Below are 25,672 nucleotides of genomic sequence, written 5' to 3' on the forward strand. Positions count from 1 at the left end.
CCCCGGTTTTGGCCTCGGGGTTTGATCGAATTGGCGGCGCCTTGGCTGTTGGGGCCGGCCTAGAATTCTTCCCACTCGTCCTTGTCGGCGCCGGCCGTGACCGGCTTGCGCGCGGCCGGCGCGGCCGCCGCCGGTTTGTGCGCGGCCGGCGCGTTGGCGCCGCTGTTCAGGCGCTTGGGTGCCGGCACGCCGGGTTTGGCCGGCTGCGCCCGCGGCCGCGCGGCGGCCACCATCGCCGCCGGCACGGCGCGCCGCGGCGCCGCCGCCAGCCCGCTCGAGGCCTGCTCGTGACCCAGCTTGAACACGGACGCCGCCTGCGCCAGCCCGGCGGCCTGTTCCTGCATGCTGGCCGCCGCCGCGGCCGCCTGCTCGACCAGCGCGGCGTTTTGCTGCGTCACCTGGTCCATCTGCGCGATGGCGACGTTGACCTGGTCGATGCCCATGCTCTGTTCGCTGCTGGCCGAGGTGATCTCGCCCATGATGTCGGTGACCCGCTTGACGCTGGCGACCACCTCGCCCATGGTGGCGCCGGCCTGCTGCACCAGGCGCGCGCCGATGTCGACCTGCTCGACCGAGTCGCCGATCAGCGCCTTGATCTCCTTGGCCGCGCCGGCCGAGCGCTGCGCCAGGTTGCGCACCTCGGAGGCGACGACGGCGAAGCCGCGCCCCTGTTCGCCGGCGCGCGCCGCCTCGACGGCGGCGTTGAGCGCCAAAATATTCGTCTGGAAGGCGATGCCGTCGATGACGCCGATGATGTCGACGATCTTCTTGGCCGAGGCGTCGATCGAGCCCATGGTGTCGACCACCTGGCCGACGATGCTGCCACCCTTTTCCGCCACGTCGGAGGCGGCCTGCGCCAGCGTGTTGGCCTGGCGCGCGTTGTCGGCGTTCTGTTTGACGGTCGAGGTCAACTCCTCCATCGAGCTGGCGGTCTCCTCCAGCGAGCTGGCCTGTTCCTCTGTGCGCGAGGACAGGTCGAGGTTGCCGGAGGCGATTTCGGCCGAGGCGGTGGCGATCGAGTGGGTGCCCACCTGCACTTGGCTGACGATGCTGCGCAGCGCCTCGTTCATGGCCTTCAGCGCCGTCATCAGGTCGCCGATCTCGTCGCCCGCGCTGGCGTGGAACTGGGTGGTCAGGTCGCCCGAGGCGACGGTGCTGGCGATGTCCAGCGCGGTCTTGAGCGGCACCGTGATGCTGCGCGAGATGACCCAGGCGGCGCTGCCGCCGACCACCACCAGCAGCACGGCCAGCACCATCAGCAGCGTGTTGGAGCGGTCGTTGGCGGCATCGATGGCGTGGGCGGTGTCGTCGATGATCTTGCGCTGGTGCGCCAGGAAGGCCTGCACCTTGGACTGGTAGGCCTCGGCGGCGGGCGCGAAGCTGTCCTTGTAGACGCGCTCGGCGAGCGCCGCGTCGCCGGCCTTCTTGGCGTTCATCACGGCCGTCTTGGCGTCCTGGTACTTGGCGCGCAGCGCCACGGCCGACTGGTACATCTGCTTTTCCTCGTCGCTGTCGATCAGGCCCTGGATGGTGTCGAGCAGGGCGCCGCCCTTCTTGCTGCTGGCGGCGATGACGTCGGCGAAGGTGGTCGACAGCTCGGTGTCGCTGCTGCGCGCGATCATCGCGGTGCGCGCCACCGCCGAGTAGATCAGCACATACCAGTCGGAGACGATGCGCTCCTTGGCCAGCGGCTTGGCCATCATCTGTTTGGTCGCGGCGGCGTTGGCGCGGGCGTTGACCAGGGCCACCGAGGTGGCGACGACGGACAGCGCCAGCACGATGGCGAAGCCCAGTCCGAGGCGGGTGGAGATGCGCAGATGCGACAGAATGTTCATGAAGGACCTCCAGGGAGTCGTTCGGATCAAGCCGGCGGCTAGCTCGTGACTTGCTAGTATGCGCCGATTAATACCCCGAAGACACGGAAATCGCTAGCCGAATTGTTGCTTTTTTCTAACAATACTTCATTGTTGGAATGGCTCAAAAGTCCGCCGCCAGGCGCAGGTCGGGCCGCTCGGCCCAGCGCGCGCAGGCCTCGGCCAGGCGCTCGCTCTCGGCGATGGCGCGGCCCCAGTCGCGCATGCGGGCGGCGTGGTCCTGGCCGTAGAACTTGAAGTCGCGGCGGTCCGGCATTTTGCCGTTGGGCAGGGTGGCGAGGAAGGCCGGCGACGGCGCCAGCAGGATCACGTTGTCGAGGGCGGCGTCGCGGGCGCGGCGCCAGGGCAGCGACTTGTCCAGCCAGCCGGGCACGATGTGGTCGGCGAAGTGGGGATACAGCACCAGGCCGGGGTCGCGCCGGTAGGGCAGGTGCAGGTGGTAGTCGATCAGGCCGCCGTCCCAGTAGGCGCCGGGCGGCGCGCCGGCGATGCCGACCACCGCTTCGAGCAGCAGCGGGATGGCGCCGGAGGCCAGCAGGGCGTCGCGCAGATTGTCTTCGGACAGGGCGACGAAGTGGGCGGCGAAGGCGTCGAAGTCCTGGCGCAGCCAGGCCGCGTCGTCGCGGCTGTCGTGGAACACCACGCGCTGCATCGACGCCGCCAGGCGCGAGCGCGCCAGCAGGTTGTTGGCGGCGGCCAGCAGGAAGCCGGCCATCTCGCGCCGGCGCCGGCCGCCGGCGCGGCCCAGCGCGCCGGTGCCGCGCACCGTCAGCACGGACAGGTGGTGTTGTGGATGGTTCATCGCTTCGGCGGCGCGGCCGTCGAGCAGCTCGTCGAGCAGGGCGCGGCAGGTGCGGCTGACATAGGCCGCGTCGACCTTGGCGGGATAGCGCTGGGCCGTGTACAGGCGGGCCAGGCGGCGCTGCGCGGCGACCGGGTCGTGGCAGGCGGCGGCCGCCATGCGCCAGGCGCCGATCGAGGCGCCGACCAGGCGGCGTTGGCGCGGCGCCCGCTTGAGCCAGTCGCCGAACAGCCAGCAGTCGATACCGTGCAGGATCAGGCCCTTGGGACCGCCGGCGGCGGCCGGGATGATGGCCACGTCGGCCGCGCGCAAGCCCTCGGCGGCGATGCGCGCGCGGGCGCGGGCGCCGAGGCGGATGGTGATGGGTGAGTCCATTGGTTTTTTGGGAATTGCGATGTTATGGCGGGAGTCGGAGGCAGTGGTTTTCTTTAGTGACCGGCAAGTTTTCCGACCATCATGCCAATGGCGATGTCGGGCCATTGGGCGTGTTCGCGTTCCGCGTCAGTGACGAACTGGGCTTGGGTCGCGTTCAAGTAGGCTAGCGCCCGCTGCCGGTTTTGCGGTGACGACTTGTCTAGCTCTACGGGGAGGCGCCTGGCCGCTTGTAAGCTGATCGCGTACAGGGCCTTCTTCTTGTTTGATTTGGCCATGATTTCATCCTCTTGCGCACGGTGCCACGAATACGTTTGGCTCAATGACTTAGCGTAGCGTTTTGGACAAGCGTATCACTTTTCTACCAAGTACTGGCGTGGCTCTTGTGTTGGCGGCTTTGTTTTCGCGCCAAGTGGAAATGTGCGGTCCCCTCCCGCGCGGGGAGGGGACCGCCGGCCTTACTTCAGGCCGCCGCCCAGGGTGCGGTACAGGTCGATGGCGCCGGTGGTGCGCAGCAGGCGGGCCTGCACCAGCGACTGCTCGGCGCCGAACAGCTCGCGCTGGGCGTCGAGCACGTCGAGCGAGCTGGCCACGCCGTTGTCGAAGCGCAGCTGCAGCAGCGCCAGGCGGTCGGCCTGGGCCAGCTGCACGGCGCGCTGCGCCGCCACCTGGTCGCCCAGGTAGTCGCGCGCGGCCAGCGCGTCGGCCACCTCGCGGAAGGCGCCCTGGATGGTCTTCTCGTAGTCGGCCACGGCGAGGTTCTTGCGCACCTCGCTCAGCGTCAGGTTGGCGCGGTTGCGGCCGGCGTCGAAGATCGGCAGCAGCAACTGCGGGGCGAACGACCAACTGCCCGAGCCGGCGTCGAACAGGCCGCCCAGCGACGGGCTGCTGCTGCCCACCGAGGCGGTCAGGCTGACGCGCGGGAAGAAGGCGGCGCGCGCCGCGCCGATGTTGGCGTTGGCCGCCTTCAGCCGCTGCTCGGCGGCGCGGATGTCGGGCCGACGCGCCAGCAGCTCGGACGGCAGGCCGGCCGGCAGCGCGCTCATCGCGTCGATGGCGGCGTCGTCGGCCATGGCGCCGCCGGCCGGAGCGGCGGGCGCCAGTCCGACCAGCAGGGTCAGCGCGTTCTCGGCCTGGGCGCGCTGGCGCGCCAGGGTCAGGGCGGCGACGCGGGCGGTCTCCATCAGCGTCTCGTTCGAGCGCAGGTCGAGGCGCGACGAGGCGCCCACTTCGGCGCGCCGTTGCGTCAACTGGTAGGTGCGGCCCCGCGCCGCGTAGCTTTGCTGCGCCAGCGCGTATTGCTCGGCGTAGGCGCGCTCGGTGTAGTAGGCCTTGGCGACTTCGGCCACCAGGCTGATTTGCGCCGCCTGGCGCGCCTCGTCGGTGGCCAGGTACTGCGCCAGCGCGGCGTCGTTCAGGCTCTTGACGCGGCCGAAGAAGTCCAGCTCGAAGGCGGATATGGCCAGGCCGGCGTCGTAGCGCTTGCCGATGCTTTGTTGGCCGCTGGAGGTCTGGAAGGCCGGCGTCTTGGACTTGGACGCGGCCAGGTTGGCGTTGACGCTGGGCAGGCGGTCGGCCGACTGCACGTTGTAGACGGCGCGCGCCTCCTCGATGCGCAACGCGGCGCTGCGCAGGTCGCGGTTGTGCTCCAGCGCGGCGCCGATCAGCTGACGCAGGCGCTCGTCGGCGAAGTAGTCGCGCCAGCCGGTGTCGACGGCGGCGGCGCCGCTGTCGGCGTTGGCGGCGCCGTTGCCGGGGAAGGCGGCGGCCACCGGCGCCTCGGGGCGTTGGTAGGTCGGCGCCAGCGAGCAGGCCGACAGCAGGCCGGCGGCCAGCAGGGCGGCCAGCAAGCCGCCGCGCGGCGCGGCGTGGCCGGCGCGGGCCGGCGCCGCCGGGTGAGTCTCGAAGCCGGGTTTAATCATGTTTTTTCTCCGCTGGCAGGTCCAGCTCATGTGCGGCCAGGCGGCGCTGGCGCTCGCTGCCCTTGAAGATTTTGCGGATGACGACGAAGAACACCGGCACCAGGAACACCGCCAGCACGGTGGCGGTGATCATGCCGCCCATCACGCCGGTGCCGATGGCGCGCTGGCTGGCCGAGCCGGCGCCGCTGGCCACCACCAGCGGCAGCACGCCGAGGATGAAGGCCAGCGAGGTCATGATGATCGGCCGGAAGCGCAGGTGCACCGCCTCCAGCGTGGCCTCGACCAGGCCCATGCCCTGGGCCTGCAGATCCTTGGCGAACTCGATGATCAGGATGGCGTTCTTGGCCGACAAACCGATGATGGCGATCAGGCCGACCTTGAAGTAGACGTCGTTGGGCAGGCCGCGAATGGTGGCGCCGAGCAGCGCGCCGAGCACGCCGAGCGGCACCACCAGCAGCACCGCCACCGGGATCGATTCGCTCTCGTACAGCGCGGCCAGCACCAGGAAGGCGGCCAGCAGCGACAGCGCGAACAGCGCCGGCGCCTGCGAACCGGAGGTCTTCTCTTCGAGCGACTGGCCGGTCCATTCGATGCCGAAGCCGGGCGGCAGCTGGCCGGCCAGGCGTTCCAGTTCGGCCATCGCTTCGCCGGTGCTGCGGCCGGGGGCGGCGTCGCCGGTCAGCTTGATGGCTGGGTAGCCGTTGTAGCGCACCAGTTGCACCGGACCGTTGATCCAGCGCGAGCTGGCGAACGAGGAGAAGGGCACCATGGCGCCGCTGCCGCTGCGCACGTTCAGTTGCAGGATGTCCTGCGGTTGCAAACGGCGCGGCGCGTCGGCCTGGACGATGACGCGCTGCTGCCGGCCGCTGCTGGCGAAGTCGTTGACGTAGCTCGAGCCGAGCGAGATCGACAGCATGCTGTTGATGTCGGCGAAGCTGACGCCGAGCGCGTTGGCCTTGTCGCGGTCGATGTCGAGCTGCAGCTGCGGCGCGTCCTCCAGGCCTTCGGGGCGCAGGCCCTTCAGCACGGCGGACTTGCCGGCCATGCCGAGCAGCTGGTTGCGCGCGTCGACCAGGGCGGCGTGGCCCAGGCCGCTGCGGTCCTGCAGGCGGGCGGTGATGCCGGTGGCGTTGCCCAGCTCGCGGATCGGCGGCGGGCTGAGCGGGTAGACGATGGCGTCCGGGATGCCCGACAGGGCGCCGAAGGCGCGCTGGGCGATGGCGCTGGCCGAGTGCTCGGCGTCGCGTTCCTTCCAGTCGGTCAGCGGCACGAACACCAGGCCGGCGTTCTGGCCGTTGCCGGAGAAGCTGAAGCCGGCCACGGCGATGGTGCGCGCCACGCCGGGCTGTTTGCGGAAGTAGGCGTCGACCTTGGTCAGCACCTCGCTGGTGCGGCTGGTCGAGGCGCCGGCCGGCAGCTGCACGTTGGCGATCAGGTAGCCCTGGTCCTCGTTGGGCAGGAAGGACGAGGGCAGGCGGGCGTACAGCCAGGCGACCAGGCCGAGGATGGCGGCGAAGATCAGCAGGTAGCGGCCGGTGCGGGTCAGCATCTTGGCGATCATGCCCTGGTAGCCGGTGGCGGTGACGGCGAAGCGGCGGTTGAACCAGCCGAAGAAGCCGCGCTTCTCATGCTGGTGGCCGGCTTCGACCGGTTTGAGGATGGTGGCGCACAGGGCCGGCGTCAGGGTCAGCGCCATCAGCGCCGAGAACACCATGGCCGACACCATCGCCAGCGAGAACTGGCGGTAGATGGCGCCGACGGCGCCGCCGAAGAAGGCCATCGGGATGAACACGGCGATCAGCACCAGGGTGATGCCGATGATCGCGCCGGTGATCTGCGACATCGCCTTGCGGGTGGCGTCGCGCGGCGACAGGCCTTCCTCGCTCATGATGCGTTCGACGTTCTCGACGACGACGATGGCGTCGTCGACCAGGATGCCGATCGCCAGCACCATGCCGAACATGGTCAGCACGTTGATCGAGAAGCCGAACAGCTGCATCGCGGCGAAGGTGCCCATCAGCGCGATCGGCACGACGATGGTCGGGATCAGGGTGTAGCGGAAGTTTTGCAGGAACAGGTACATCACCAGGAACACCAGCAGCACCGCCTCGAACAGGGTCTTGACCACCTCTTCGATGGAGATCTTGACGAACAGCGAGGTGTCGTAGGGGATGGTGTACTTGACGCCGGGCGGGAAGTACTTGGCCAGCTCGTCCATCTTGGTGCGCACGGCGGTGGCGGTTTGCAGCGCGTTGCCGGTCAGCGACAGCTGCACGGCGATGGCGGAGAACGGCGCGCCGTTCAGGCGCGCGCTGATGCCGTAGCTGGCGCCGCCCATCTCGATGCGGGCGACGTCGGCCAGGCGCACCAGCGAGCCGTTGGGGTTCGAGCGCAGCACCACCTTGGCGAATTCCGCCGGCGAGGACAACTGGCCGGTGACGACGATGGGCGCCGAGTAGGTTTGCTGCTCGGGACTGGGCAGGTCGCCCAGCGTGCCCGAGGTGACCTGGGCGTTCTGCGCCTTGATGGCGGCGGTGACGTCGGCCATGGTCATCTTCAGGCCGACCAGCTTGGCCGGGTCGATCCAGACGCGCATGGCGCGCTCGGTGCCGAACAACTGGGCCTGGCCGACGCCGGGCAGGCGCTTGATCTCGTTGACGACGTTGCGCGCCAGGTAGTCGCCCAGCGCGGTCGGGTCGAGCCGGCCGTCGGTGGAGGACAGGCCGACGAACATCAGGATGTTCGAGCGCGCCTTGTTGACCTGCACGCCCTGCTGGGTGACGGCGGCCGGCAGGCGCGACTCAACCCGCTTGATGCGGTTCTGCACGTCGACCGCCGCCAGGTCCGGGTTGGTGCCCGGCTGGAAGGTGACGGTGATGGTGACGGCGCCGTTCGCCTCGCTCTGCGATTCGACGTATTGCAGGCCGTCGGCGCCGTTCATTTCCTGCTCTATCACGCTGGTGACGGCGTCGTCGAGCACCTGGGCGGTGGCGCCCGGATAGTTGGCCGTCACCACGATCGATGGCGGCGCGATGGTCGGGTACTGGGCCACGGGAAGAACCGTGATCGCCAGCGCGCCGCCCAGCAGAATGAATAAGGCGATCACCCAGGCGAACACGGGGCGGTCGATGAAAAACTTGGCCATCTGGACTCCCTGGGATTATTTGGACGCGGCGGATGCCGCGGCCGAGGCGGCCGGCGGCGCCGAGGCGGCCGGGCCGGACGCGGCCGGAGCCGCTGGCGCCGCCGATGTCGATGCCGCTGCGGCGGGACCGGCCCACGGCACCGGCTTGACCAGCGCGCCCGGCTTGGCCTTCTGGAAGCCTTCGACGATGATGCGCTCGCCGGCCTGCAGGCCGGAACTGACGATCCAGTTCTGGCCTTGCGCGGTGTCGGCCTTGACCGGGCGCGGCGCGACCTTGTTGTCGGCGCCGACCACCATCACCGAGGCGCCGTCGGCGCCGCGCACCACGGCCTGCTGCGGCACCACGATGGCGGCCTCGCTGACGCCCTGGTCGAGGCGGGCGCGCACGTACATGCCCGGCAGCAGGGTGCGGTTCGGATTGGGGAATTCGGCGCGCAGCGAGACGGCGCCCGAGCTTTCGTCGACCGAGACGTCGGCGAACAGCAGCTTGCCGGCGTGCGGGTAGACCTGGCCGTCCTCGGTCACCAGGGTGACCTTGGCCTGGTCGGCGCCGGCGCTTTTCAGCTTGCCGCTGGCCAGTTGCTGGCGCAGGCGCAGCAGCTCGGTCGACGACTGGGTGACGTTGACGTAGATCGGATCGAGCTGCTGCACCACGGCCAAGGCGGTGGCCTCGCCCTGGCCGACCAGCGCGCCCTCGGTGACCAGGGCGCGGCCGATGCGGCCGGAGATCGGCGCGGTGACGGTGGCGTAGCCCAGCGTCAGGCCGGCGTTCTGCCGCGCCGCCTTGGCGGTGGCCAGGTCGGCCGCGCTCTGCTTCTGCGCGGTGACGGCGTCGTCGTATTCCTGCTGGCTGACCGCCTGGGCGGCCAGCAGCGGTTTGTAGCGCTTGACCTTCAGCTCGGCCTGGGCCAGGTTGGCCTCGGTCTTGGCGACGGCCGCCTGGGCGCTGTCGTAGCTGGCCTGGAAGCTGGCCGGATCGATGCGGAACAGCACCTCGCCGGCCTTGACCTCGCCGCCCTCCTTGAACACGCGCTGCAGCACGATGCCGGCGGCGCGCGCGCGCACCTGGGCGACGCGCGAGGCCTCGATGCGGCCGGGCAGTTCGGCGCTCAGGGTGACGGCGGCGGGGGCGATGGTGATGACCGAGACGGTGGCTGGCGGCGGCGGCCCGCCGGCGCCGCCGTTGGCGGCCTTGTCGCCGCAGGCGGCGAGCAGGGCGAGGGTCATGGCGGCGGCGGCGACGGCCGTGTAACGAGGAACTGATCTCATGGAAGTCTCGTAAAAAGTATTGTTGTTGAACGTGCTTCGTCCGCCAGGGGATGGCTGCGGGCTAAGGTTGCAACATTGTAATACAGGCTTAAATGTAACGTTATGTACGTCAATTCAATGCATTTCCGCTTGCGCAAACGGTTGCGCCGCTTGTGCCGGTTGCGCCGGCGGGCCAAAAAAAGGCGGGAGGACGACGTCGCCGCCGTGCTCCCGCCCATGTTGTGTCACGCCGCGCATCGCCGCGGCCGGCGCGCGGGGAGGATCAGCGCATCGCCGAGATGATCTGCTTCAGCTTGCCGGAGTCGGTGCAGAAGGCGCGGATGCCCTCGGACAGCTTCTCGGTCGCCATCTGGTCCTCGTTGAGCATGAAGCGGAAGGTTTTTTCGTCCAGCGACATCTTGACCATGTTGGCGCCGGGCGCGGCGTCGGCGCTGAGCTTGCGTTCGACCGGGGCGTCGCTGTCGGCCAGTTGCTGCAGCAGTTCCGGGCTGATGGTGAGCAGGTCGCAGCCGGCCAGTTCGAGGATCTGGCCGGTGTTGCGGAAGCTGGCGCCCATCACTTCGGTCTGGTAGCCGAACTTGCGGTAGTAGTTGTAGATGCGCTTGACCGATTGCACGCCGGGATCGTCGTCGGCGGCGTAATCGATGCCGGTGGATTTTTTGTACCAGTCGTAGATGCGGCCGACGAAGGGCGAGATCAGTTGGGCGCCCGCTTCGGCGCAGGCGATCGCCTGGCCGAGCGAGAACAGCAGCGTCATATTGCAGTGGATGCACTCTTTTTCGAGGATCTCGGCGGCGCGGATGCCCTCCCAGGTGGCGGGCATCTTGATCAGCACGCGCTCGCGGTCGAAGCCGGCCGTTTCGTACAGGTGGATCAGTTCGCGCGCCTTGGCCACGGAGCCGGCGCTGTCGAACGACAGGCGGGCGTCGATCTCGGTCGAGACGCGGCCGGAGACGATTTTCAGGATTTCGCCGCCGAAAGCGATCAGCAGGTGGTCGATGACGTCGCCGGTGGAGGCGTTGGGATTGTCGCGCACGGCCTTTTGCAGCAGCGGCTTGTACTCGTCCTTTTGCACCGCCTTCAGAATCAGCGAGGGATTGGTGGTGGCGTCGCGCGGCGTGTAGGCCTTGATGGACTGGAAGTCGCCGGTGTCGGCGACGACGGTGGTGAATTTCTTGAGCTGTTCGAGCTGGTTCATGTGCGGGCCTGAGGGGTGGAGGAGTCTTTTGTTACTGCGATCTTATATTGTACTCAAGCCCGGCTCAAGCCGGCAATTGTTCTGGTCTTTTCTGGTCTTTGCAGTGGCGCACCACTCCCGTTTGCCCGGCTATTGGCGCGACCGCGTCGCTGGACAGCGCCAGGAACCGGGCGCGTTGGCGTTGCAGTTCGCCGACCGCGTGGGAGGGGGCATGGCATGGGGCGGCGCCGGCCGCGTGCTGTTGCGTCAATTGGTAATATTGACACAAATGCAGCGGCGCGACTACTCAGCCGATGAAGGAGTCGAATTGCAGGTCGAACTCTTGCAGCGCCTTCTGCGCGTTCTGCATCTTCTTGCGGAACTCGGGGCCGCGTTGCAGCGCCAGGCCGACCGCCAGCACGTCGATCACCACCAGGTAGGCCAGCCGCGCCGAGATCGGCGTGTACGGGTCGGTGTTGAAGATCAGGTCGATGGGGATCAGCACGGTGGCCATGTCGGCCAGCGGCGTGCCGGACGGCGCCAGCACGATGACGTCGGCGCCGCCACGGCGCGCCAGTTTGACCGAGCGCACCAGCGCCGGGCTGTTGCCGCGCTGCGAGATGGCCACCACCGCGTCGCCGCTGCGCAGCAGGGCGGCGGCGATGCTGTGGATGGCCGGGTCGGCGTAGGCCACCGTCGGCACGCCGGAGCGGAAGAACTTGTGCTGGGCGTCGGCGGCGACGATGCCGGAGGTGCCCTGGCCGTAGAACTCGATCTTGTTGGCGCGCGACAGGATGTCGAGCGCCTGCTGCACCGCCTCGGCGTCGAGGTTGTTGCGCAGGTCGAGCAGGGTGTTGATCGAGCGGCTGCAGATCTTGTTGACCAGGTCGGCCGCCAGGTCGTCCTGCGCCGGCTGCTCGTTCAGGCCGGGCAGGGCCAAGGCCAGGCCCTGCGCCAGCTTGAGCTTGAACTCGTGCCAGCCGTCGTAGCCCAGGGTGCGGCAAAAGCGCACCACCGTCGGCTCGGACACCTGGGCGCTCTTGGCCAGCGCCGTGATGTTTTGGCTGACGATCAGGTCGGGATGGTCCAGCACCGCCTGGGCGACCTTCTTCTCCGACTTGGAGAGCGAGTCGAGCTGGGTGCGGATCGAGTCGAGTAGCATTAGATTTGCGCCGTCATGGTTAGTCCTCCGGCAGCGGTGACGCAGGGGTTTCGCGGCGCACTGCGCCGCGCCTGCGGAACGGGATGGCCATGCATGGCCAGACTCCTTGCGCTGCTCATATTAGTCTTCAGGCAGCGCTTCTTCGCGCCACTGCAGGCCGTCGCGGCCGATCAGCGCGCTGGCGGCGGCCGGCCCCCAGGTGCCGGCGGTGTACGGGATCGGCATGCTGTCGTCCTGCTCCCAGTTGGTCAGGATCGGTTCGACCCATTCCCAGGCCGCCTCCAGTTCGTCGCCGCGCATGAACAGGGTCAGCTGGCCGCGCAGCACGTCGAGCAGCAGGCGCTCGTAGGCGTCCATGCGCGGCGATTTGAACGACTCGCGGAAGTCCAGTTCCAGCTCGGCCGGCTTGAGGCGCATGCCGTCGCCCGGCGTCTTGGCCATCAGGTTCATGCGCAGGCCCTCGTCGGGCTGCAGGCGGATCACCAGCGAGTTGGGCTGGAAGCTCGAGGTCGGCTGGTTGAAGATCGAATGGGGGATCTGCTTGAAGCGCACGACGATCTCGGCCAGGCTGTCGGCCATGCGTTTGCCGGTGCGCAGGTAGAACGGCACGCCGGCCCAGCGCCAGGTGTCGATCTCCGCCTTCATGGCGACGAAGGTTTCGGTGCGCGAGTGTTCCGGCGCGTCCGGCTCGTCGCGGTAGCTCGGCACGGCCTGGCCGTCGACATGGCCGGCGCGGTACTGGCCGCGCACGATGTTCTGCGCCAGGGTGGTCGGGGTGAACTTTTTCAGCGAGCGCAGCACCTGCAGCTTGGCGTCGCGCACGGCGTCCGGCGCGATCGAGGTGGGCGGTTCCATGGCGACGATACACAGCAGTTGCAGCAGGTGGTTCTGCAGCATGTCGCGCAGCGCGCCGGAGGTGTCGTAGTAGCCCATGCGGTTGCCGACGCCGAGTTTTTCGGCGATGGTGATCTGCACGTCGGAGATCCACTCGCGGCGCCACAGCGGCTCGAACAGGATGTTGCCGAAGCGCAGGGCCAGCAGGTTCTGCACGGTCTCCTTGCCCAGGTAGTGGTCGATACGGTAGATCTGCGACTCGGCGAAGACCTTGCCCACCTCGGCGTTGATCTGCTTGGCCGAGGCCAGGTCGCGGCCCAGCGGTTTTTCCAGCACCACGCGCGAGTTCGGCGTGACCAGCTGGTTGGCCGCCAGGTTGTCGCAGATCTGCGCGAACAGGTGGGGCGGCGTGGCCAGGTAGTAGACGCGGGTCAGCGCCGGGTCGGCGCGCAGCGCCTCGACCAGCGGCGCGTAGCTGCCGGCGTCGGTGGCGTTGAGCGAGACGTAGACGATGCGGGCGGTGAACTTGGCCCAGGCGGCCGGCGTGACGGCGGGCGCCTTGATGTGCGGCCGCGAGGTGGCCTCGACGGTTTTCAGGAAGTCTTCCTGGCAGCAGTCCTGGCGGCCCACGCAGATGATGCGGGCGGTCGGTGGCAGGTCGTTGGCGACGTCGCGCGCGTACATCGCGGGCAGCAATTTGCGCATCGCCAGATCGCCGCTGCCGCCAAACAGAACCAGGTCAAAATCGGTAAGAGCCATAATATGAAATCGCAGTAAGTGGGTGCCGGAGGAGTGCTACTAGAGGTTCTGTAAATTTACTACATGAAAGCGGGTAAGGCAAGAAAATTTACTACAAATTGCGGGCGGGCGTGGTGTGCTTGGGCGTTGCTGCTGCCCCCCCCCAGCCCCGTACAGCCGGGGTCAGACCCGGCGGGTCTGACCCCGGTTTGGTTTTTGGGTGCTGCGGGCGTCAACGGCGCGCTGGCGTCAGCTCAGGTCTCATTCAATGTAGGCCGGTTCGGCGCGGCCCGCAACGTCCACCCGCAGCGACAGCACGTGGCCGCTCAGCGGATGCCGGGCCAGCTCCTCGGCCGGGCGCTTGTAGCTGGCGCTGGTGATGTACAGGGTGCGCAGGTCGGCGCCGCCGAAGGCCAGCATGGTCGGGCAGCGCAGCGGCAGGGCGATCTCGTCGAGGATCTCGCCCCCGGGCGACAGCTTGAGCACGCGGCCGCCCTCGAACATGGCGCACCAGTAGTTGCCCTCGCTGTCGACGGCGGCGCCGTCGGGACGGCCGCCGTAGTTGTTCGCCTTGTCGGTGGAGAACTGCTTGAGCAACCGCGGCTCGGCCACCGTGCCGCCGGCCAGGTCGAAGGCGTAGCGGGTGATCCGGTGCGCGGTGGTGTCGGCGTGGTACAGCGTGCGCTGGTCCGGGCTGAAGCCGAGGCCGTTGGAGACCGTCATGCCGCCCGACCAGACCTTGCGGATTTCGCCCCGTTCGAGCACGAACATCTCGGCGCCCTGGCGGTCGCGCGGTTCGAAGATGGTGCCGACCCAGAAGCGGCCGGCGGCGTCGGCGCGGCCGTCGTTGAAGCGGGTGGTGGCGGTGTCGTAGGGCGCGGCGGCGATGTCGGTCAGCGTGCCGGTCTCGGTGTTCAGGTGGACGAAGCCACGGCGCAGCGCGACCAGCAGGCCGCCTTGCACGCTGCGCGCCAGCGCCGAGGGCTCGCTGGACATCTTCCATTCGCGCCGCGCGCCGCTGGCCGGGTCCAGCCGGTGCACGGCGAAGCCCTCGATGTCGACCCAGTACAGGGCCTGTTCCTCAGGATGCCACAGCGGGCATTCGCCGACCTGCATGGCCTGCTCGCTGACGGTTTCGATGGTGGGTTTGCTCATGTCGCGCTTTCGTTCAGAGGTGCTGGGCCGCTTTGGCCATGATGATGAGGCCGTTGGTCGAACTGTCGTGGCGTGCCGGCGCGATCTCCCCGGTCAGTTCCTGGTGGATGTTCTTGGCCAGCACCTTGCCCAGCTCGACGCCCCACTGGTCGAAGCTGTTGACGTCCCACAGCACGCCCTGGACGAAGGTCTTGTGTTCGTACAGCGCGATCAGGGCGCCCAGCAACGGCGGGCTCAGTTGGTCCATCAGGATGGTGTTGCTGGGGCGGTTGCCGGGGAAGGTCTTGTGCGGCACCAGCGCCTCGATCTCGGCGGCGGCCAGGCCCTGCGCTTGCAGGTCGGCGCGCACCTCGTCGCCGGTTTTGCCGGTCATGAAGGCCTCGGACTGGGCGAAGCAGTTGGCCAGCAGCGCGTCGTGGTGGCCCGGCAGGTCGTGGGTCGGGCGCAGCGCGGCGATGAAGTCGATCGGCGTGACGTCGCTGCCCTGGTGCAGCAGTTGGAAGTAGGCGTGCTGCGCGTTGGTGCCGCACTCGCCCCACACCACCGGGCAGGTCGGCACGTCGACCGGCGCGCCGCCCTTGGTGACGCGCTTGCCGTTGCTCTCCATGTCGAGCTGCTGCAGGTAGGCCGGGAAGCGGCTCAGGTCCTGGTGGTAGGGCGCGATCGACAGCGAACTGCAGCCGAGGAACTGGCGGTTCCAGAAACCGACCATGGCCAGCAGCACCGGCATGTTCTCTTCCAGCGGCGCTTCAAGAAAGTGCTGGTCCATGGCGTGGGCGCCGGCCAGGAAGTCGGTGAAGTAGCCGAAGCCGATCGACAGCGCCACCGCCAGGCCGATCGACGACCAGACCGAGTAGCGGCCGCCGACCCAGTCCCAGAACGGGAACATATTGGCCGGATCGATGCCGAAGGCCTTGATCTCCTCGGTGTTGGTGGAGACGGCGACGAAGTGGCGCGCCAGGTCGTCCGCCTTTGCGTGGCGCAGGAACCAGCTGCGCGCGGTCCGCGCGTTGAGCATGGTCTCGGCGGTGACGAAGGTCTTGGAGGCGACGATGAACAGCGTGGTGGCCGGATCGACCTGGTCCAGCACGGCGTCCATGTCGTGGCCGTCGACGTTGGAGACGAAGTGCATCTTCAGCCGTGGATGGGCGTAGGAGCGCAGCGCCAGGCAGGCCATCTTCGGTCCCAGGTCGGAGCCGCCGATGCCGATGTTGACGACGTCGGTGATGGGCTTGCCGCTGTGGCCCAGCCAGGCGCCGCTGCGGACCCGGTCGGTGAAGTCGCGCATGCGCTCGAGCACGGCGTGGACGTCGGCCACCACGTCCTGGCCGTCGACCCGCAGCGCCTTGTCGCGCGGCATACGCAGCGCCGTGTGCAGCACCGCGCGATGTTCGGTAAGATTGATTTTCTCGCCGGCGAACATGGCGTCGCGCTGCGCCTCGACACCCCGTTCGCGCGCCAGGTCGAGCAGCAGCCCGACGGTGTTGGCGTCGATGCGGTTCTTCGAATAGTCGAGGAACAGGCCGGCCGCGTCGACCGTCAGCTTGGGAAAACGTTGCGGATCGGCGGCGAACAATTGGCGCAGTTGCCAGTGTTTGGCGTCGACGGCGTGGGATTCGAGGGCGTGGAAACTGGCGGTGGCGGTGATGGCGGGCTGGCGCATAATGGTCGGCGGCGTTGGAAAAGCGGGGTGGATGGAGGCCGGCGCGCATGCCGAAAAACTGCTCATGCCGCGCCAGGACGATCATATTATTCGATAATACATGAAAAACAGGTAAATTCACTACAGTTTGACAAAATCCCCGTGCCGCCATGGTGTGGCGGCGTATCTCATCGGCAATTCGTGTTGCGTTTCTTGCCACGTATCGGGCTTTGTGCGCAATAAAAAATCAGTGCCGAGGAAATTTTGTAGTAAAATTTCAGTGAATTCATTCATAAGGAACGATCATGGCGGTGCATCCAGTACTCGAAACCGTAACGGCGCGGATCATCCAGCGCAGCAAGCCCTCGCGTGGCGCCTACCTGGCCCATCTTGAGGCCGCGCGCGTCAAGGGCGTGCAGCGCAGCGCCCTGTCGTGTACCAATCTGGCGCACGGCTTCGCCGCCTTCCCGGCCAACGACAAGCTGGTGCTCAAAGAGGTGCGCAAGCCTTCGGTGGCGATCGTCTCGTCCTACAACGACATGCTGTCGGCGCACCAGCCGTTCGAGGGCTTCCCCGCCATCATCAAGGAGGCGGTGCGCGAAGTGGGCGCGGTGGCGCAGTTCGCCGGCGGCGTGCCGGCCATGTGCGACGGCGTGACCCAGGGCCAGCCGGGCATGGAGCTGTCGCTGTTCTCGCGCGACGCCATCGCCATGGCCACCGCCATCGGCCTGTCGCACAATATGTTCGACTCGGCGGTCTACCTCGGCGTGTGCGACAAGATCGTGCCGGGCCTGTTGATCGGCGCGCTGCACTTCGGCCACCTGCCCGCCGTGTTCGTGCCGGCCGGGCCGATGACCACCGGCCTGTCCAACTCCGACAAGGCCAAGGTGCGCCAGCTCTACGCCCAGGGCAAGGCGACCCGCGAGGAGCTGCTCGAAGGCGAGGCCAAGTCCTACCACGGCGCCGGCACCTGCACCTTCTACGGCACCGCCAACAGCAACCAGATGCTGATGGAGGTGATGGGCCTGCACCTGCCGGGCGCCGCCTTCATCACCCCGGGCACGCAGCTGCGCGACGCGCTGACCGCCGCCGCCGCCCAGCGCGCCGCGCTGATCACCGCGCAGAGCGACAGCTATCTGCCGGTCGGCCACGTGGTGGATGAAAAGTCCATCGTCAACGCCATCGTCGGCCTGCTGACCACCGGCGGCTCGACCAACCACACCTTGCACCTGGTGGCCATCGCCAAGGCGGCCGGCGTGGTCATCGACTGGGACGATTTCAACGAGCTGTCGGCCGTGGTGCCGCTGCTGACCCGCATCTACCCGAACGGCGACGCCGACGTCAACCACTTCCACGCCGCCGGCGGCACCGGCTTCGTGATCCGCGAACTGCTCGACGCCGGCCTGCTGCACGACGACGTCACCACCATCCTCGGCAAGGGCCTGCGCGCGCACTGCGCCGAGCCCTTCCTGGGCGAGGGCGGCAAGGGCGTGGTGTGGCGCGACGCGCCGCTGGAAAGCGGCGACGAGACGGTGCTGCGCAAGGCCTCCGCGCCGTTCGCGCCGGACGGCGGCATGATCCTGGTCAAGGGCAACCTGGGCCGCGCCGTGATGAAGGTCTCCGCCGTCAAGCCCGAGCACCGCTCGGTCGAGGCGCCGGCGCTGGTGTTCAACTCGCAGGAGGCCTTCATGGCCGCCTACAAGGCCGGCAAGCTGGATCGCGACTTCGTCGCCGTGCTGCGCTTCCAGGGTCCGCGCGCCAACGGCATGCCGGAACTGCACGCGCTGACCCCGGCGCTGGCCAACTTGCAGGACGCCGGCCGCCGGGTCGCCCTGGTCACCGACGGCCGCATGTCCGGCGCCTCGGGCAAGGTGCCGGCGGCGATCCACGTCTCGCCGGAGATCCTGGCCGGCGGTCCGCTCGGCCTGGTGCGCGACGGCGACATCATCCGCCTCGACGCCGCCAGCGGCACGTTGGAGGCCTTGGTGCCGTCGGAGGTGTGGCACGCCCGCGCGCTGGCCACGGCCGATCTGTCGCCGAACAACGTCGGCATGGGCCGCGAGTTGTTCGCCATGTTCCGCAATTCGGTCAGCGCGGCCGAGCAGGGCGCCACCAGCTTCGCGCTGCCGTCGCCGATTCCGACCACCGTGTCCCTGCACGATGGCGCCACCGTGGGCGATACCGTGCCCGGTTCCGATGAAGATTTCTCGATGAAGAAAGAAGCCTGACCATGACCATGACACTACTCGACATTATGCGCACTTCGGCCGTGATCCCGGTGATCGCGATCGACGATCCAGACCACGCCGTGCCGTTGGCGCGCGCGCTGGTGGCCGGCGGCATCCGCGTGCTGGAGGTGACCCTGCGCACCAAGCACGGCCTGGCGGCGATCCGCGCCATGAGCGCGGTGGAGGGCGCCATCGTCGGCGTCGGCACCTTGACCAAGCCCGAGGAATTCGCCGCCGCGCGCGACGCCGGCGCAGTGTTCGGCGTTTCGCCGGGCCTGACCGCCGCGCTGATCGCCGCCGCCAAAAGCAGCGGCCTGCCGCTGCTGCCGGGCGTGATGACGCCGTCCGAGGTGATGGCCGCGCGCGAGCAGGGCTTCCAGCAGCTCAAGCTGTTCCCGGCCGTGCCGGCCGGCGGCGTGGGCATGCTCAGCGCGATCGGCGGCCCGCTGCCGGACGTGACTTTCTGCCCGACCGGCGGCATCTCGCAGGAGACCGCGTCGCAGTTCCTGGCGCTGAAGAACGTGGCTTGTGTGGGCGGCTCCTGGCTGACGCCGAAGGATGCCATCGCCGCCGGCAACTGGGACCGCATCACCGAACTGGCCAAGGCGGCCAGCGGCCTGCGCTAAGCGGATAGGCAGGCGCCGCCGGTGTGCGGCGGCGATTGCAGGACAAGGCCGGGCCGAGAGCCCGGCCTTGTTGTTTACCCGCCGATCACGACGATGTCGCCGGCGACCAGGGCTTTCTGGCCGGTCAGCGTGGCGATGAGCACGGGGTCGTACGCCGCCTCGGCGCCGTCGCGGTCGAAGTACAGGGCGCCCGAGCTGGCGTTGTAGAGGAATTGCGCCGCAGCGCCGGACGCCGCCGGCGTCGTCGCCCCGGTCTGCAGAACGACGACGCTGCCGGCGGACAAACCGAAGCCGCTGCCGACGACCTGGATCGTGTCGACCTTGCTGACGAAGTCGGCGATGCTGTCGGCGCCATCGGTCGGCAGGTTGAAGCGGAAGATGTCGGCGCCGGCCTGTCCGATCAGCACATCGTTGCCGCTGCCGCCTTCCAGGATGTCGTCGCCGGCGGCGCCGTTCAGGACGTCGTCGCCGGTTCCGCTCGGGCGCGGCGGCCGGGCGCATAAAAAACGACGCACGCGGCGTCGTTTTGGGTGGTCCGTAGCGGCGGGGCCGCCGGCTTGCTCAAACGGCAAGCGGTTCGGCCGGCTGGCGGCGGCGCCGCACGGCGACACCGACCAGGCCCAGGCCGGCCAGCAGCATCGCATAGCTTTCCGGCTCCGGCACGGCCGGCACCGACAGCGCGTTGACGAACAACTGGCGGTGGTCGCCGCTGACGCCGGCGAAACTGTCGTCCGGGAAGACGTTGATGCCGATCACGTTGCCCTTGGTGGCGACCAGCGCCACGCCGTCATCGTAGCTGGCGTTGAGGGTGGCGCCGGCGGCGGCGACGACATTGTCGCGATAGTAGTTGCTCAGGGTGCTGACGCCGGTGAACAGCGCCGAGGCGTCGTTGCTGCCCATCGAGGCGCTGGTGTACAGCGAGGAACCGATCGAGGTGAAGGGCGAGTAGCCGCCGGAGATGAAGGCGCCGCCCAGCGTGTTGCCGCCCTGTTCGGCATAGGAGAAGGTCGACACGACCAGGCGTCGGCCGGTGGAGGCGAAGCTGGCCAGGGCGTCGCCGTTGCCGACCGGGTCGCCGCCATGGTTGGTGAAGAACAGCACCTCGTCGTAGGCCGACATGGTGGCGAACGAGACCGAGATGGTGTCCAGCGCCGTGACCGAGCTGAATTGGGAGGAGGCCATCAACCAGGCGGCGATGTCGGTGGTCGAGCCGCCGGAATTGTCGGTGCCGACGACCAGCACGGTGGGCGCGGCCTGGGCGCCATAGGTGAGTAGGGCCAGCGTCGCGGCGGCGATGCTGCGTGTCATGATATTTTTCATTTTTATAACCCCTTTTATGTAAGTGGTTACGAAAAGATAGAACTTTTATTGTCGAATGTCTATTGAATATTTCTTGCATGAATTGAATTGTTGACTCGGGAGGTCGCCCAATTCTCTCGATTTGTCACTCTGCGGACGAGCCCGCGCGGCGCGGCGGCGGCGCGCCGGGAATGGCGAAAATACAACGCTGAGGAGGGCCGGCGGCGCCCGGCGTGGTTTGGCTACAACGCTGGCTGCGACGGCGGCTACGACGGTGGCTACACCGGCGGTTGCGACTCGACGCGGTTGCGGCCGCTGCGCTTGGCCAGGTAGAGGGCGCGGTCGGCGGCGCCGATCAGCGCGGCGGCGTCGAGCGCGGCACCGGGACGCTGGGTGGCGATGCCGATGCTGACCGTGATGCAGGGCTCCTTGTGCATGCCCGGCACATGGGCGATGGCCAGCTCGATGGTGCGCTGGCGGATGCTCTCGGCCATCAGCATGGCCTGGGCGGCGTCGGTGTCGGGCAGGATCATGGCGAACTCCTCGCCGCCGTAGCGCGCCATCAGGTCGCACGGCCGCTTGAGCACGGCGGCCAGCGCGGCGGCCACCTGGATCAGGCACAGGTCGCCCTGCTGGTGGCCGTAGTGGTCGTTGTAGGACTTGAAGTTGTCGATGTCGATCATCAGCAGCGACAGGGCGCTGCCGCCGCGTTTGGCGCGGCGCTGTTCCTTCTCCATGGTCACGTCGAAGTGGCGCCGGTTGGCGATGCCGGTCAGGCCGTCGGCGAAGGTCTGCGAGCGCAGCACCATGGCCTGTTCGCGCAGCAGGCGCTCGCGGGCGACGGCGATGCTGACGTCGCTGATCTGGATCAGGCAGTGGCGCCCGGCGTCGGCCACGGTCAGCGGCGTCACCTCGACCGCTTGCTGCAGGCGCTCGCCGCGCGCCGCCGCCGCCGCGTCGGCGTACAGCGGGAAGGGCGACTTGTTGAGCGATTGCGACAGCAGCGAGCGGAAGCCGTTGCACAGCGCCTGCTCGACGGCGCTGTGGACGCGCTGGCCGCGCAGCGCCGGGTACAGCTCGAACAAGTCGCGGCCCAGCACGCCGTCGGCCGGCCGGCCGGCGTGGCGGCCCATCCAGTCGTTCCACAGCACCACGCGGTGGCTGCCGTCGAGCACCACGGCGCCCAGGTTGATGCTCGCCAGCACGCAGTCGAGCAGGCCGGCGGGCGGCGTCGCGCCGCTCATGCTTGCCCCATGGCGCGGGCGATGTACAGGTCGATCTGCTCTTGCATGTCGTGCAGCGCGGAGATGTCGAGGATGAAGGCGACGTAGCCGTGAATCTGGTGCTTCTCCAGCACGAAGTCGATGTGCAGCATCAGCACCACGGTGTCGGCCGGGCTGCCCGAGGCGGTCAGGATCTCGTCGCAGGTGCCGACGTGGTAGCTCGGCAGCGAGCCCTGCAGTTCGCGCTGGAACAGGTTGGCCAAGGTGCCGACGCAGGAGTTGAGGATGATGTTGCCGATCTCGCACATCGCCTCCTGCTCCATCTCGGTCAGCTCCTGCAGCGGCACGGCTTCGCCGACCATCAGGCGGACGATTTCCAGGCTCTTGTCCTCGGGAAACATGAGGATCGCCTCGGTGCTGAAGGCGCCCTGGTAGTGTTGGCTGACGCCGCAGATGCGCTCGTGCTTGCCGCCGGGCGCGCCGAGCAGGCCGGCGGCGGCGGCGCGGTGCATGAAGCTGATCGACGGCACCGACATGCGCACCTCCTCGTTGACGATGGCGCTCATCGAGGCGGCGGCCTGGCCGACGCCGATGTTGAAGATCTCGACCAGGGCGTCGTTTTCCAGTGCGGTCAGGGTGAACATCTCAGTCCTCCAGCGGCGCCAGCAGTTGGGCGATGCGTGCCTCGGTGATCGGTTTTTCCATGAAGCCGATGCCCAGCGCCAGGGCGCGCTCGCGCGTGGCGCTCTGCACGTTGGCCGTCAGCAGGGAGATCGGCAGCGTCGGCCGGCGCCGGCGCAGCAGCTCGGCGGCGGCGATGCCGCCCATGCCGGGCATGTTGACGTCCATCAGCACCAGGTCGGGCGCCACGGCCTCGGCCTGGTCGAGCGCCTCCTCGCCGGTGGCCGCCTCCTCGACCCGCCAGTCGCTGTGCAGGAGCAGGATGTATTGGCGCGCCATCATGCGCGAGACGCGGCTGTCGTCGACGATCAGTACGGTTTTACTCGGCATGGCGTTTCCCGGGGGCGATTCGTGGCCGCTCCATTTTCGCACACTCGCGGCGCGCGCTGGGGCGCAAGCGCTAGCCTTGTGCCAGTCTGCGACAATGCCGGCCGCCCGGCGCGGCAATGTGTTGCTACGGTGCAATTTCGTTGGAAAGCGGCGGCGCCGGCGGGCGATCCGTTAAAATAGCGCCATCGCGCGCCCGGCCCGGCGCCGGCGCGCCCCGCTTTCCCCACCCTTACCGAGCATCGCCATGACCCAAGACGAATTGAAACAAGCAGTAGCCCGCGCCGCCATCGACTACGTGGTCGACGGCGAGATCATCGGCGTCGGCACCGGCTCGACCGCCAACTTCTTCATCGACGAGCTGGCCAAGATCAAGCAGCGCATCAAGGGCGCGGTGGCCTCGTCCGAGGCGACGGCGGCGCGCCTGGCCGGCCACGGCATCAGCGTGTTCGACCTCAACGAGGTCAGCGAGATCGCCGTCTACATCGACGGCGCCGACGAGATCACCGCCGCCGGCGCGATGATCAAGGGCGGCGGCGCGGCGCTGACGCGCGAAAAGATCGTCGCCTCGGTGTCGAAGCGCTTCGTCTGCATCGCCGACGGCTCCAAGCTGGTCGAGACCATGGGCCGGTTCCCGCTGCCGGTCGAAGTGCTGCCGATGGCGCGCGCCGCCGTCACCCGCCAACTGGCCGCGCTGGGCGGCCAGCCCAAGCTGCGCCTCAAGCCGGGCACGGACGACGCCTTCATCACCGACAACGGCGGCATGATCATCGACGTCGCCGGCCTGTCGATTGCCGAGCCGGTGGCGCTGGAGCAGCGCATCAACCAGATCGTCGGCGTCATCGCCGTCGGCCTGTTCGCCCAGCGCGGCGCCAACGTCTGCCTGCTCGGCACGCCGGATGGCGTGCGCACGCTGAGCTTCTAAGCGGCACGGCCGGCGCCGCCGGCCGCCACCAAGCGGGGGATGCCATGAAACGTGACGCCGTTGTGTTGTTGTGCAGTTGCCTGGCGCTGGGCGCCTGCTCGCTGCTGCCGGCGGGCTGGGGCGGGCCAGCGGCGCCGGCGCCGGCGCCGGCGCCGCTGGCGGCCCGCGTGCCCGTGGCGCGCCAGGCGCCGCCGGCGCCGTTGTTCAGCGGCGGCGTCGAGATCGAAAAGGTGCCGTTCCGCCCCGGCGTATCGTCGGCCACGGTGGAGAAGCTGGCCAAGCTGCAGGGTTGCGGCGGCGGCGCCGGCGCCGGCCTGATGAGCGAGCCCGGCCCGGTCGAGGTCTACCGCATGGCTTGCGACAACGGCAAGGTTTTCCTGGCCCGCTGCGAGCTGCGCCAGTGTCGCGCGATGCGGTAGGAACAACTCCCGGCATACGACAAGGGCGCCCGGCCGAATGGCGGGGCGCCCTGGTTTTTTTGCGCTCTGCAAAGGTGCCGGTGCGGCCGGCAAACCCCACCGGCGAAGAGCCGGGGGCGGACCCCCAGGGGTCCGACCCCAGCTTACGTCCTTGGGTTTTCCCGGCCGGCCCGGCGGCTTACTCCGCCGGCGGCACGTAGCCCATGGCGGCGTCGGCGCCGTCGCCGAAGAAGTGTTTCTCCATCTGCGTGGCCAGGTATTTGCGCGCGCGCAGGTCGGCCAGGTTCAGGCGGTTCTCGTTGACCAGCATGGTCTGGTGCTTGAGCCAGGCGGCCCACGCCTCCTTCGAGACCTCTTTGTAGATCCGCTCGCCCAGCGCGCCCGGATACGGCGGGAAGTCCAGACCTTCGGCGTCCTTGTTGAGTTTGATGCAATGAATAGTGCGGGCCATCTTAGGTGCTCCTAATGCGGGATGTGAAAGGCATGATTATAAAGACTTAATCAGAACCTGGGACTTGCGCTGCCAGTTATACATGCGCTGGCGGTCCTTCGGCAGGGCGTCGACGGTGGTCGGCACGAAGCCGCGCTTCTGGAACCAGTGCGAGGTGCGGGTGGTCAGCACGAACAGTTTGGTGATGCCGATGGCGCGGGCGCGGTTCTCCATGTGCTTGAGGATGCGCTCGCCGTCGCCCTGGGCCTGCACCTCGGGGTTGACGGTGAGGCAGGCCATTTCGGCCATCTTCTGCTCGGGGAAGGGGTACAGCGCGGCGCAGCCGAAGATCACGCCATCGTGGTCGATGACGGAGAAGTAGTCGATCTCGCGTTCGATCAGTTCGCGGCCGCGCTTGACCAGGGTGCCGTCGGCCTCCAGCGGTTCGATCAGCTTGATGATGCCGCCGACGTCCTCGATGGTGGCCTGGCGCAGGCTTTCCAGGTTCTCGTGGCTGATCATGGTGCCCACGCCATCGTGGGTGAACAGTTCCAGCAGGGCCGAGCCGTCCATCGCGAACGGCACGATGTGCGAGCGCTCGACGCCGTTGTTGCTGGCCTTGACGCAGTGCTTCAGGTAGAAGGCGGTGGCGTCGGGCAGGAAGCCGGCCTGCAGCACGGCTTCGGCCTGGTGCGACGACAGTTCGCGGATTTCGGTGCCGCCGGCGTCGGTCATCATCGGCGTTTCGGTGATGAAGATCAGTTTGTCGGCGTGCAGCGCGATGGCGGTGCTGCAGGCGACATCCTCCATCGTCAGGTTGAACGCTTCGCCGGTCGGCGAGAAACCCAGCGGCGACAGCAGCACCAGGCCGTCCGAGCCGAGGATGGAGTGGATGGTTTCGGCGTCGACCTTGCGGGTGATGCCGGTCATCTCCAGGTCGACGCCGTCGATCACGCCGAGCGGGCGGGCGGTGATGAAGTTGCCGGAAATGATGCGGATCGCCGCGTGCGACATCGGCGTGTTCGGCAAGCCCTGGCTGAAGGCCGCTTCGATGTCGAGGCGCAGCTCGCCGGCCGCTTCCTTGGCGCATTCCATGGCGGCGATGTCGGTGATGCGCAGGCCGTTGTGGAAGCGGCCGGCGACGTTGCGCAGCGCCAGTTGTTCGGCCACCTGGGGGCGCGAACCGTAGACGACGGTGACGTTGATGTCGAGCGCGTGCAGCAGCGACAGGTCGTGCGCCAGCACTTGCAGCGCGCCGGCGCTGACCAGTTCACCAGGGAAGGCGACCACGAAGGTCTTGCCACGGAAGGCGTGGATGTAGGGCGCGACGGAGCGCAGCCATTGGACGAATTGGGTAGGATTTTCCATTAAGCGCATTATAATTCGCTGCGCGACCTCCGCGCCCAAAATACATGTAAAAAA

22 protein-coding genes are annotated in these 25,672 nt (G+C 68.2%); 4 read left to right on the plus strand and 18 right to left on the minus strand.

The window, feature by feature from the left end:
* Positions 1 to 59: 59 nt before the first annotated feature.
* From H7U20_RS12610 to pgi, 11 genes are all read right to left on the minus strand, one after another.
* The gene (locus H7U20_RS12610) at positions 60 to 1,835 is read right to left on the minus strand and encodes a methyl-accepting chemotaxis protein (protein ID WP_199759502.1); all 1,776 of its coding nucleotides are present in this window, start codon (positions 1,833 to 1,835) and stop codon (positions 60 to 62) included.
* A 142-nt stretch (positions 1,836 to 1,977) separates the two neighbouring features.
* Positions 1,978 to 3,051, minus strand: a complete 1,074-nt coding sequence (locus tag H7U20_RS12615) for a patatin-like phospholipase family protein (RefSeq protein WP_199759503.1) — start codon at positions 3,049 to 3,051, stop codon at positions 1,978 to 1,980.
* A 53-nt stretch (positions 3,052 to 3,104) separates the two neighbouring features.
* On the minus strand, positions 3,105 to 3,326 hold the full coding sequence (locus H7U20_RS12620) for a hypothetical protein (RefSeq protein ID WP_199759504.1): 222 nt from the start codon (positions 3,324 to 3,326) through the stop codon (positions 3,105 to 3,107).
* 180 nt (positions 3,327 to 3,506) lie between these two features.
* Positions 3,507 to 4,970 (minus strand): efflux transporter outer membrane subunit, encoded by a 1,464-nt coding sequence (locus H7U20_RS12625; RefSeq protein ID WP_199759505.1) that lies wholly within the window; start codon positions 4,968 to 4,970, stop codon positions 3,507 to 3,509.
* Positions 4,963 to 8,115 (minus strand): efflux RND transporter permease subunit, encoded by a 3,153-nt coding sequence (locus tag H7U20_RS12630; protein ID WP_199759506.1) that lies wholly within the window; start codon positions 8,113 to 8,115, stop codon positions 4,963 to 4,965. Before H7U20_RS12630 ends, H7U20_RS12625 begins: the two co-directional genes overlap by 8 nt.
* 15 nt (positions 8,116 to 8,130) lie before the next feature.
* A complete protein-coding gene (locus tag H7U20_RS12635; RefSeq protein ID WP_199759507.1) occupies positions 8,131 to 9,384 on the minus strand; it encodes an efflux RND transporter periplasmic adaptor subunit in 1,254 nt (417 codons plus the stop codon).
* Positions 9,385 to 9,646: 262 nt separating this feature from the next.
* Positions 9,647 to 10,582: a transaldolase gene (gene tal, locus H7U20_RS12640; protein WP_199759508.1), complete on the minus strand. Its 936-nt coding sequence runs from the start codon at positions 10,580 to 10,582 to the stop codon at positions 9,647 to 9,649.
* 286 nt (positions 10,583 to 10,868) lie between these two features.
* Entirely contained in the window at positions 10,869 to 11,723 is an 855-nt protein-coding gene (locus H7U20_RS12645) for an SIS domain-containing protein (RefSeq protein WP_199759509.1), read from the minus strand.
* Positions 11,724 to 11,843: 120 nt separating this feature from the next.
* Positions 11,844 to 13,316 carry a glucose-6-phosphate dehydrogenase gene (gene zwf, locus H7U20_RS12650; RefSeq protein ID WP_199759510.1) on the minus strand — a complete coding sequence of 491 codons (1,473 nt, stop codon included), beginning with the start codon at positions 13,314 to 13,316 and terminating at the stop codon, positions 11,844 to 11,846.
* A 240-nt stretch (positions 13,317 to 13,556) separates the two neighbouring features.
* Positions 13,557 to 14,450, minus strand: coding sequence for an SMP-30/gluconolactonase/LRE family protein (locus H7U20_RS12655; protein WP_199759511.1), 894 nt, complete (start codon positions 14,448 to 14,450; stop codon positions 13,557 to 13,559).
* A gap of 13 nt (positions 14,451 to 14,463) precedes the next feature.
* A complete protein-coding gene (gene pgi, locus H7U20_RS12660) occupies positions 14,464 to 16,113 on the minus strand; it encodes a glucose-6-phosphate isomerase (RefSeq protein WP_199759512.1) in 1,650 nt (549 codons plus the stop codon).
* A 284-nt stretch (positions 16,114 to 16,397) separates the two neighbouring features.
* Here pgi and edd point away from each other — a divergent pair, with 284 nt between their 5' ends.
* A complete protein-coding gene (edd, locus tag H7U20_RS12665; RefSeq protein WP_199759513.1) occupies positions 16,398 to 18,320 on the plus strand; it encodes a phosphogluconate dehydratase in 1,923 nt (640 codons plus the stop codon).
* A 2-nt stretch (positions 18,321 to 18,322) separates the two neighbouring features.
* Positions 18,323 to 18,946, plus strand: coding sequence for a bifunctional 4-hydroxy-2-oxoglutarate aldolase/2-dehydro-3-deoxy-phosphogluconate aldolase (gene eda, locus H7U20_RS12670; protein WP_199759514.1), 624 nt, complete (start codon positions 18,323 to 18,325; stop codon positions 18,944 to 18,946).
* 74 nt (positions 18,947 to 19,020) lie between these two features.
* On the opposite strand, the gene H7U20_RS30765 is transcribed toward eda, so the two are convergent.
* From H7U20_RS30765 to H7U20_RS12695, 5 genes are all read right to left on the minus strand, one after another.
* A complete protein-coding gene (locus H7U20_RS30765; RefSeq protein WP_233410727.1) occupies positions 19,021 to 19,461 on the minus strand; it encodes a M10 family metallopeptidase C-terminal domain-containing protein in 441 nt (146 codons plus the stop codon).
* A gap of 46 nt (positions 19,462 to 19,507) precedes the next feature.
* A complete protein-coding gene (locus H7U20_RS12680; RefSeq protein WP_233410721.1) occupies positions 19,508 to 20,254 on the minus strand; it encodes a PEPxxWA-CTERM sorting domain-containing protein in 747 nt (248 codons plus the stop codon).
* 269 nt (positions 20,255 to 20,523) lie between these two features.
* On the minus strand, positions 20,524 to 21,489 hold the full coding sequence (locus H7U20_RS12685) for a sensor domain-containing diguanylate cyclase (RefSeq protein ID WP_199759516.1): 966 nt from the start codon (positions 21,487 to 21,489) through the stop codon (positions 20,524 to 20,526).
* The gene (locus H7U20_RS12690; RefSeq protein ID WP_199759517.1) at positions 21,486 to 22,112 is read right to left on the minus strand and encodes a chemotaxis protein CheC; all 627 of its coding nucleotides are present in this window, start codon (positions 22,110 to 22,112) and stop codon (positions 21,486 to 21,488) included. The genes H7U20_RS12685 and H7U20_RS12690 overlap by 4 nt, the downstream gene beginning before the upstream one ends.
* A 1-nt stretch (position 22,113) precedes the next feature.
* Positions 22,114 to 22,479: a response regulator gene (locus H7U20_RS12695; RefSeq protein ID WP_199759518.1), complete on the minus strand. Its 366-nt coding sequence runs from the start codon at positions 22,477 to 22,479 to the stop codon at positions 22,114 to 22,116.
* 244 nt (positions 22,480 to 22,723) lie between these two features.
* On the opposite strand from H7U20_RS12695, the gene rpiA reads away from it, so the two are divergent.
* Both rpiA and H7U20_RS12705 read left to right on the plus strand, forming a co-directional pair.
* Positions 22,724 to 23,401, plus strand: a complete 678-nt coding sequence (gene rpiA, locus H7U20_RS12700) for a ribose-5-phosphate isomerase RpiA (RefSeq protein ID WP_199759519.1) — start codon at positions 22,724 to 22,726, stop codon at positions 23,399 to 23,401.
* A gap of 44 nt (positions 23,402 to 23,445) precedes the next feature.
* Positions 23,446 to 23,820, plus strand: a complete 375-nt coding sequence (locus H7U20_RS12705) for a hypothetical protein (RefSeq protein WP_199759520.1) — start codon at positions 23,446 to 23,448, stop codon at positions 23,818 to 23,820.
* Positions 23,821 to 23,998: 178 nt separating this feature from the next.
* On the opposite strand, the gene H7U20_RS12710 is transcribed toward H7U20_RS12705, so the two are convergent.
* Positions 23,999 to 24,271 (minus strand): oxidative damage protection protein, encoded by a 273-nt coding sequence (locus H7U20_RS12710; protein WP_199759521.1) that lies wholly within the window; start codon positions 24,269 to 24,271, stop codon positions 23,999 to 24,001.
* A 36-nt stretch (positions 24,272 to 24,307) separates the two neighbouring features.
* Complete coding sequence (argA, locus tag H7U20_RS12715) at positions 24,308 to 25,618, minus strand: amino-acid N-acetyltransferase (protein WP_199759522.1); 1,311 nt, start codon at positions 25,616 to 25,618, stop codon at positions 24,308 to 24,310.
* Positions 25,619 to 25,672 lie beyond the last annotated feature (54 nt).

Source organism: Rugamonas violacea (genome assembly GCF_016461825.1).
GTDB lineage: Bacteria > Pseudomonadota > Gammaproteobacteria > Burkholderiales > Burkholderiaceae_D > Rugamonas.

Excerpts from the sequence above, each read along its gene's own strand:
- H7U20_RS12625 (WP_199759505.1), bottom strand. The coding sequence starts at position 4,970 with ATGATTAAACCCGGCTTCGAGACTCACCCGGCGGCGCCGGCCCGCGCC.
- H7U20_RS12680 (WP_233410721.1), bottom strand. The coding sequence starts at position 20,254 with ATGACACGCAGCATCGCCGCCGCGACGCTGGCCCTACTCACCTATGGC.
- H7U20_RS12710 (WP_199759521.1), bottom strand. The coding sequence starts at position 24,271 with ATGGCCCGCACTATTCATTGCATCAAACTCAACAAGGACGCCGAAGGT.
- H7U20_RS12610 (WP_199759502.1), bottom strand. The coding sequence starts at position 1,835 with ATGAACATTCTGTCGCATCTGCGCATCTCCACCCGCCTCGGACTGGGC.
- edd (WP_199759513.1), top strand. The coding sequence starts at position 16,398 with ATGGCGGTGCATCCAGTACTCGAAACCGTAACGGCGCGGATCATCCAG.
- H7U20_RS12695 (WP_199759518.1), bottom strand. The coding sequence starts at position 22,479 with ATGCCGAGTAAAACCGTACTGATCGTCGACGACAGCCGCGTCTCGCGC.
- zwf (WP_199759510.1), bottom strand. The coding sequence starts at position 13,316 with ATGGCTCTTACCGATTTTGACCTGGTTCTGTTTGGCGGCAGCGGCGAT.
- H7U20_RS12690 (WP_199759517.1), bottom strand. The coding sequence starts at position 22,112 with ATGTTCACCCTGACCGCACTGGAAAACGACGCCCTGGTCGAGATCTTC.
- tal (WP_199759508.1), bottom strand. The coding sequence starts at position 10,582 with ATGAACCAGCTCGAACAGCTCAAGAAATTCACCACCGTCGTCGCCGAC.
- H7U20_RS12705 (WP_199759520.1), top strand. The coding sequence starts at position 23,446 with ATGAAACGTGACGCCGTTGTGTTGTTGTGCAGTTGCCTGGCGCTGGGC.
- H7U20_RS12620 (WP_199759504.1), bottom strand. The coding sequence starts at position 3,326 with ATGGCCAAATCAAACAAGAAGAAGGCCCTGTACGCGATCAGCTTACAA.
- H7U20_RS12630 (WP_199759506.1), bottom strand. The coding sequence starts at position 8,115 with ATGGCCAAGTTTTTCATCGACCGCCCCGTGTTCGCCTGGGTGATCGCC.
- H7U20_RS12685 (WP_199759516.1), bottom strand. The coding sequence starts at position 21,489 with ATGAGCGGCGCGACGCCGCCCGCCGGCCTGCTCGACTGCGTGCTGGCG.
- H7U20_RS12635 (WP_199759507.1), bottom strand. The coding sequence starts at position 9,384 with ATGAGATCAGTTCCTCGTTACACGGCCGTCGCCGCCGCCGCCATGACC.
- H7U20_RS12615 (WP_199759503.1), bottom strand. The coding sequence starts at position 3,051 with ATGGACTCACCCATCACCATCCGCCTCGGCGCCCGCGCCCGCGCGCGC.
- pgi (WP_199759512.1), bottom strand. The coding sequence starts at position 16,113 with ATGCGCCAGCCCGCCATCACCGCCACCGCCAGTTTCCACGCCCTCGAA.
- H7U20_RS12655 (WP_199759511.1), bottom strand. The coding sequence starts at position 14,450 with ATGAGCAAACCCACCATCGAAACCGTCAGCGAGCAGGCCATGCAGGTC.
- rpiA (WP_199759519.1), top strand. The coding sequence starts at position 22,724 with ATGACCCAAGACGAATTGAAACAAGCAGTAGCCCGCGCCGCCATCGAC.
- argA (WP_199759522.1), bottom strand. The coding sequence starts at position 25,618 with ATGGAAAATCCTACCCAATTCGTCCAATGGCTGCGCTCCGTCGCGCCC.
- H7U20_RS12645 (WP_199759509.1), bottom strand. The coding sequence starts at position 11,723 with ATGCTACTCGACTCGATCCGCACCCAGCTCGACTCGCTCTCCAAGTCG.
- eda (WP_199759514.1), top strand. The coding sequence starts at position 18,323 with ATGACCATGACACTACTCGACATTATGCGCACTTCGGCCGTGATCCCG.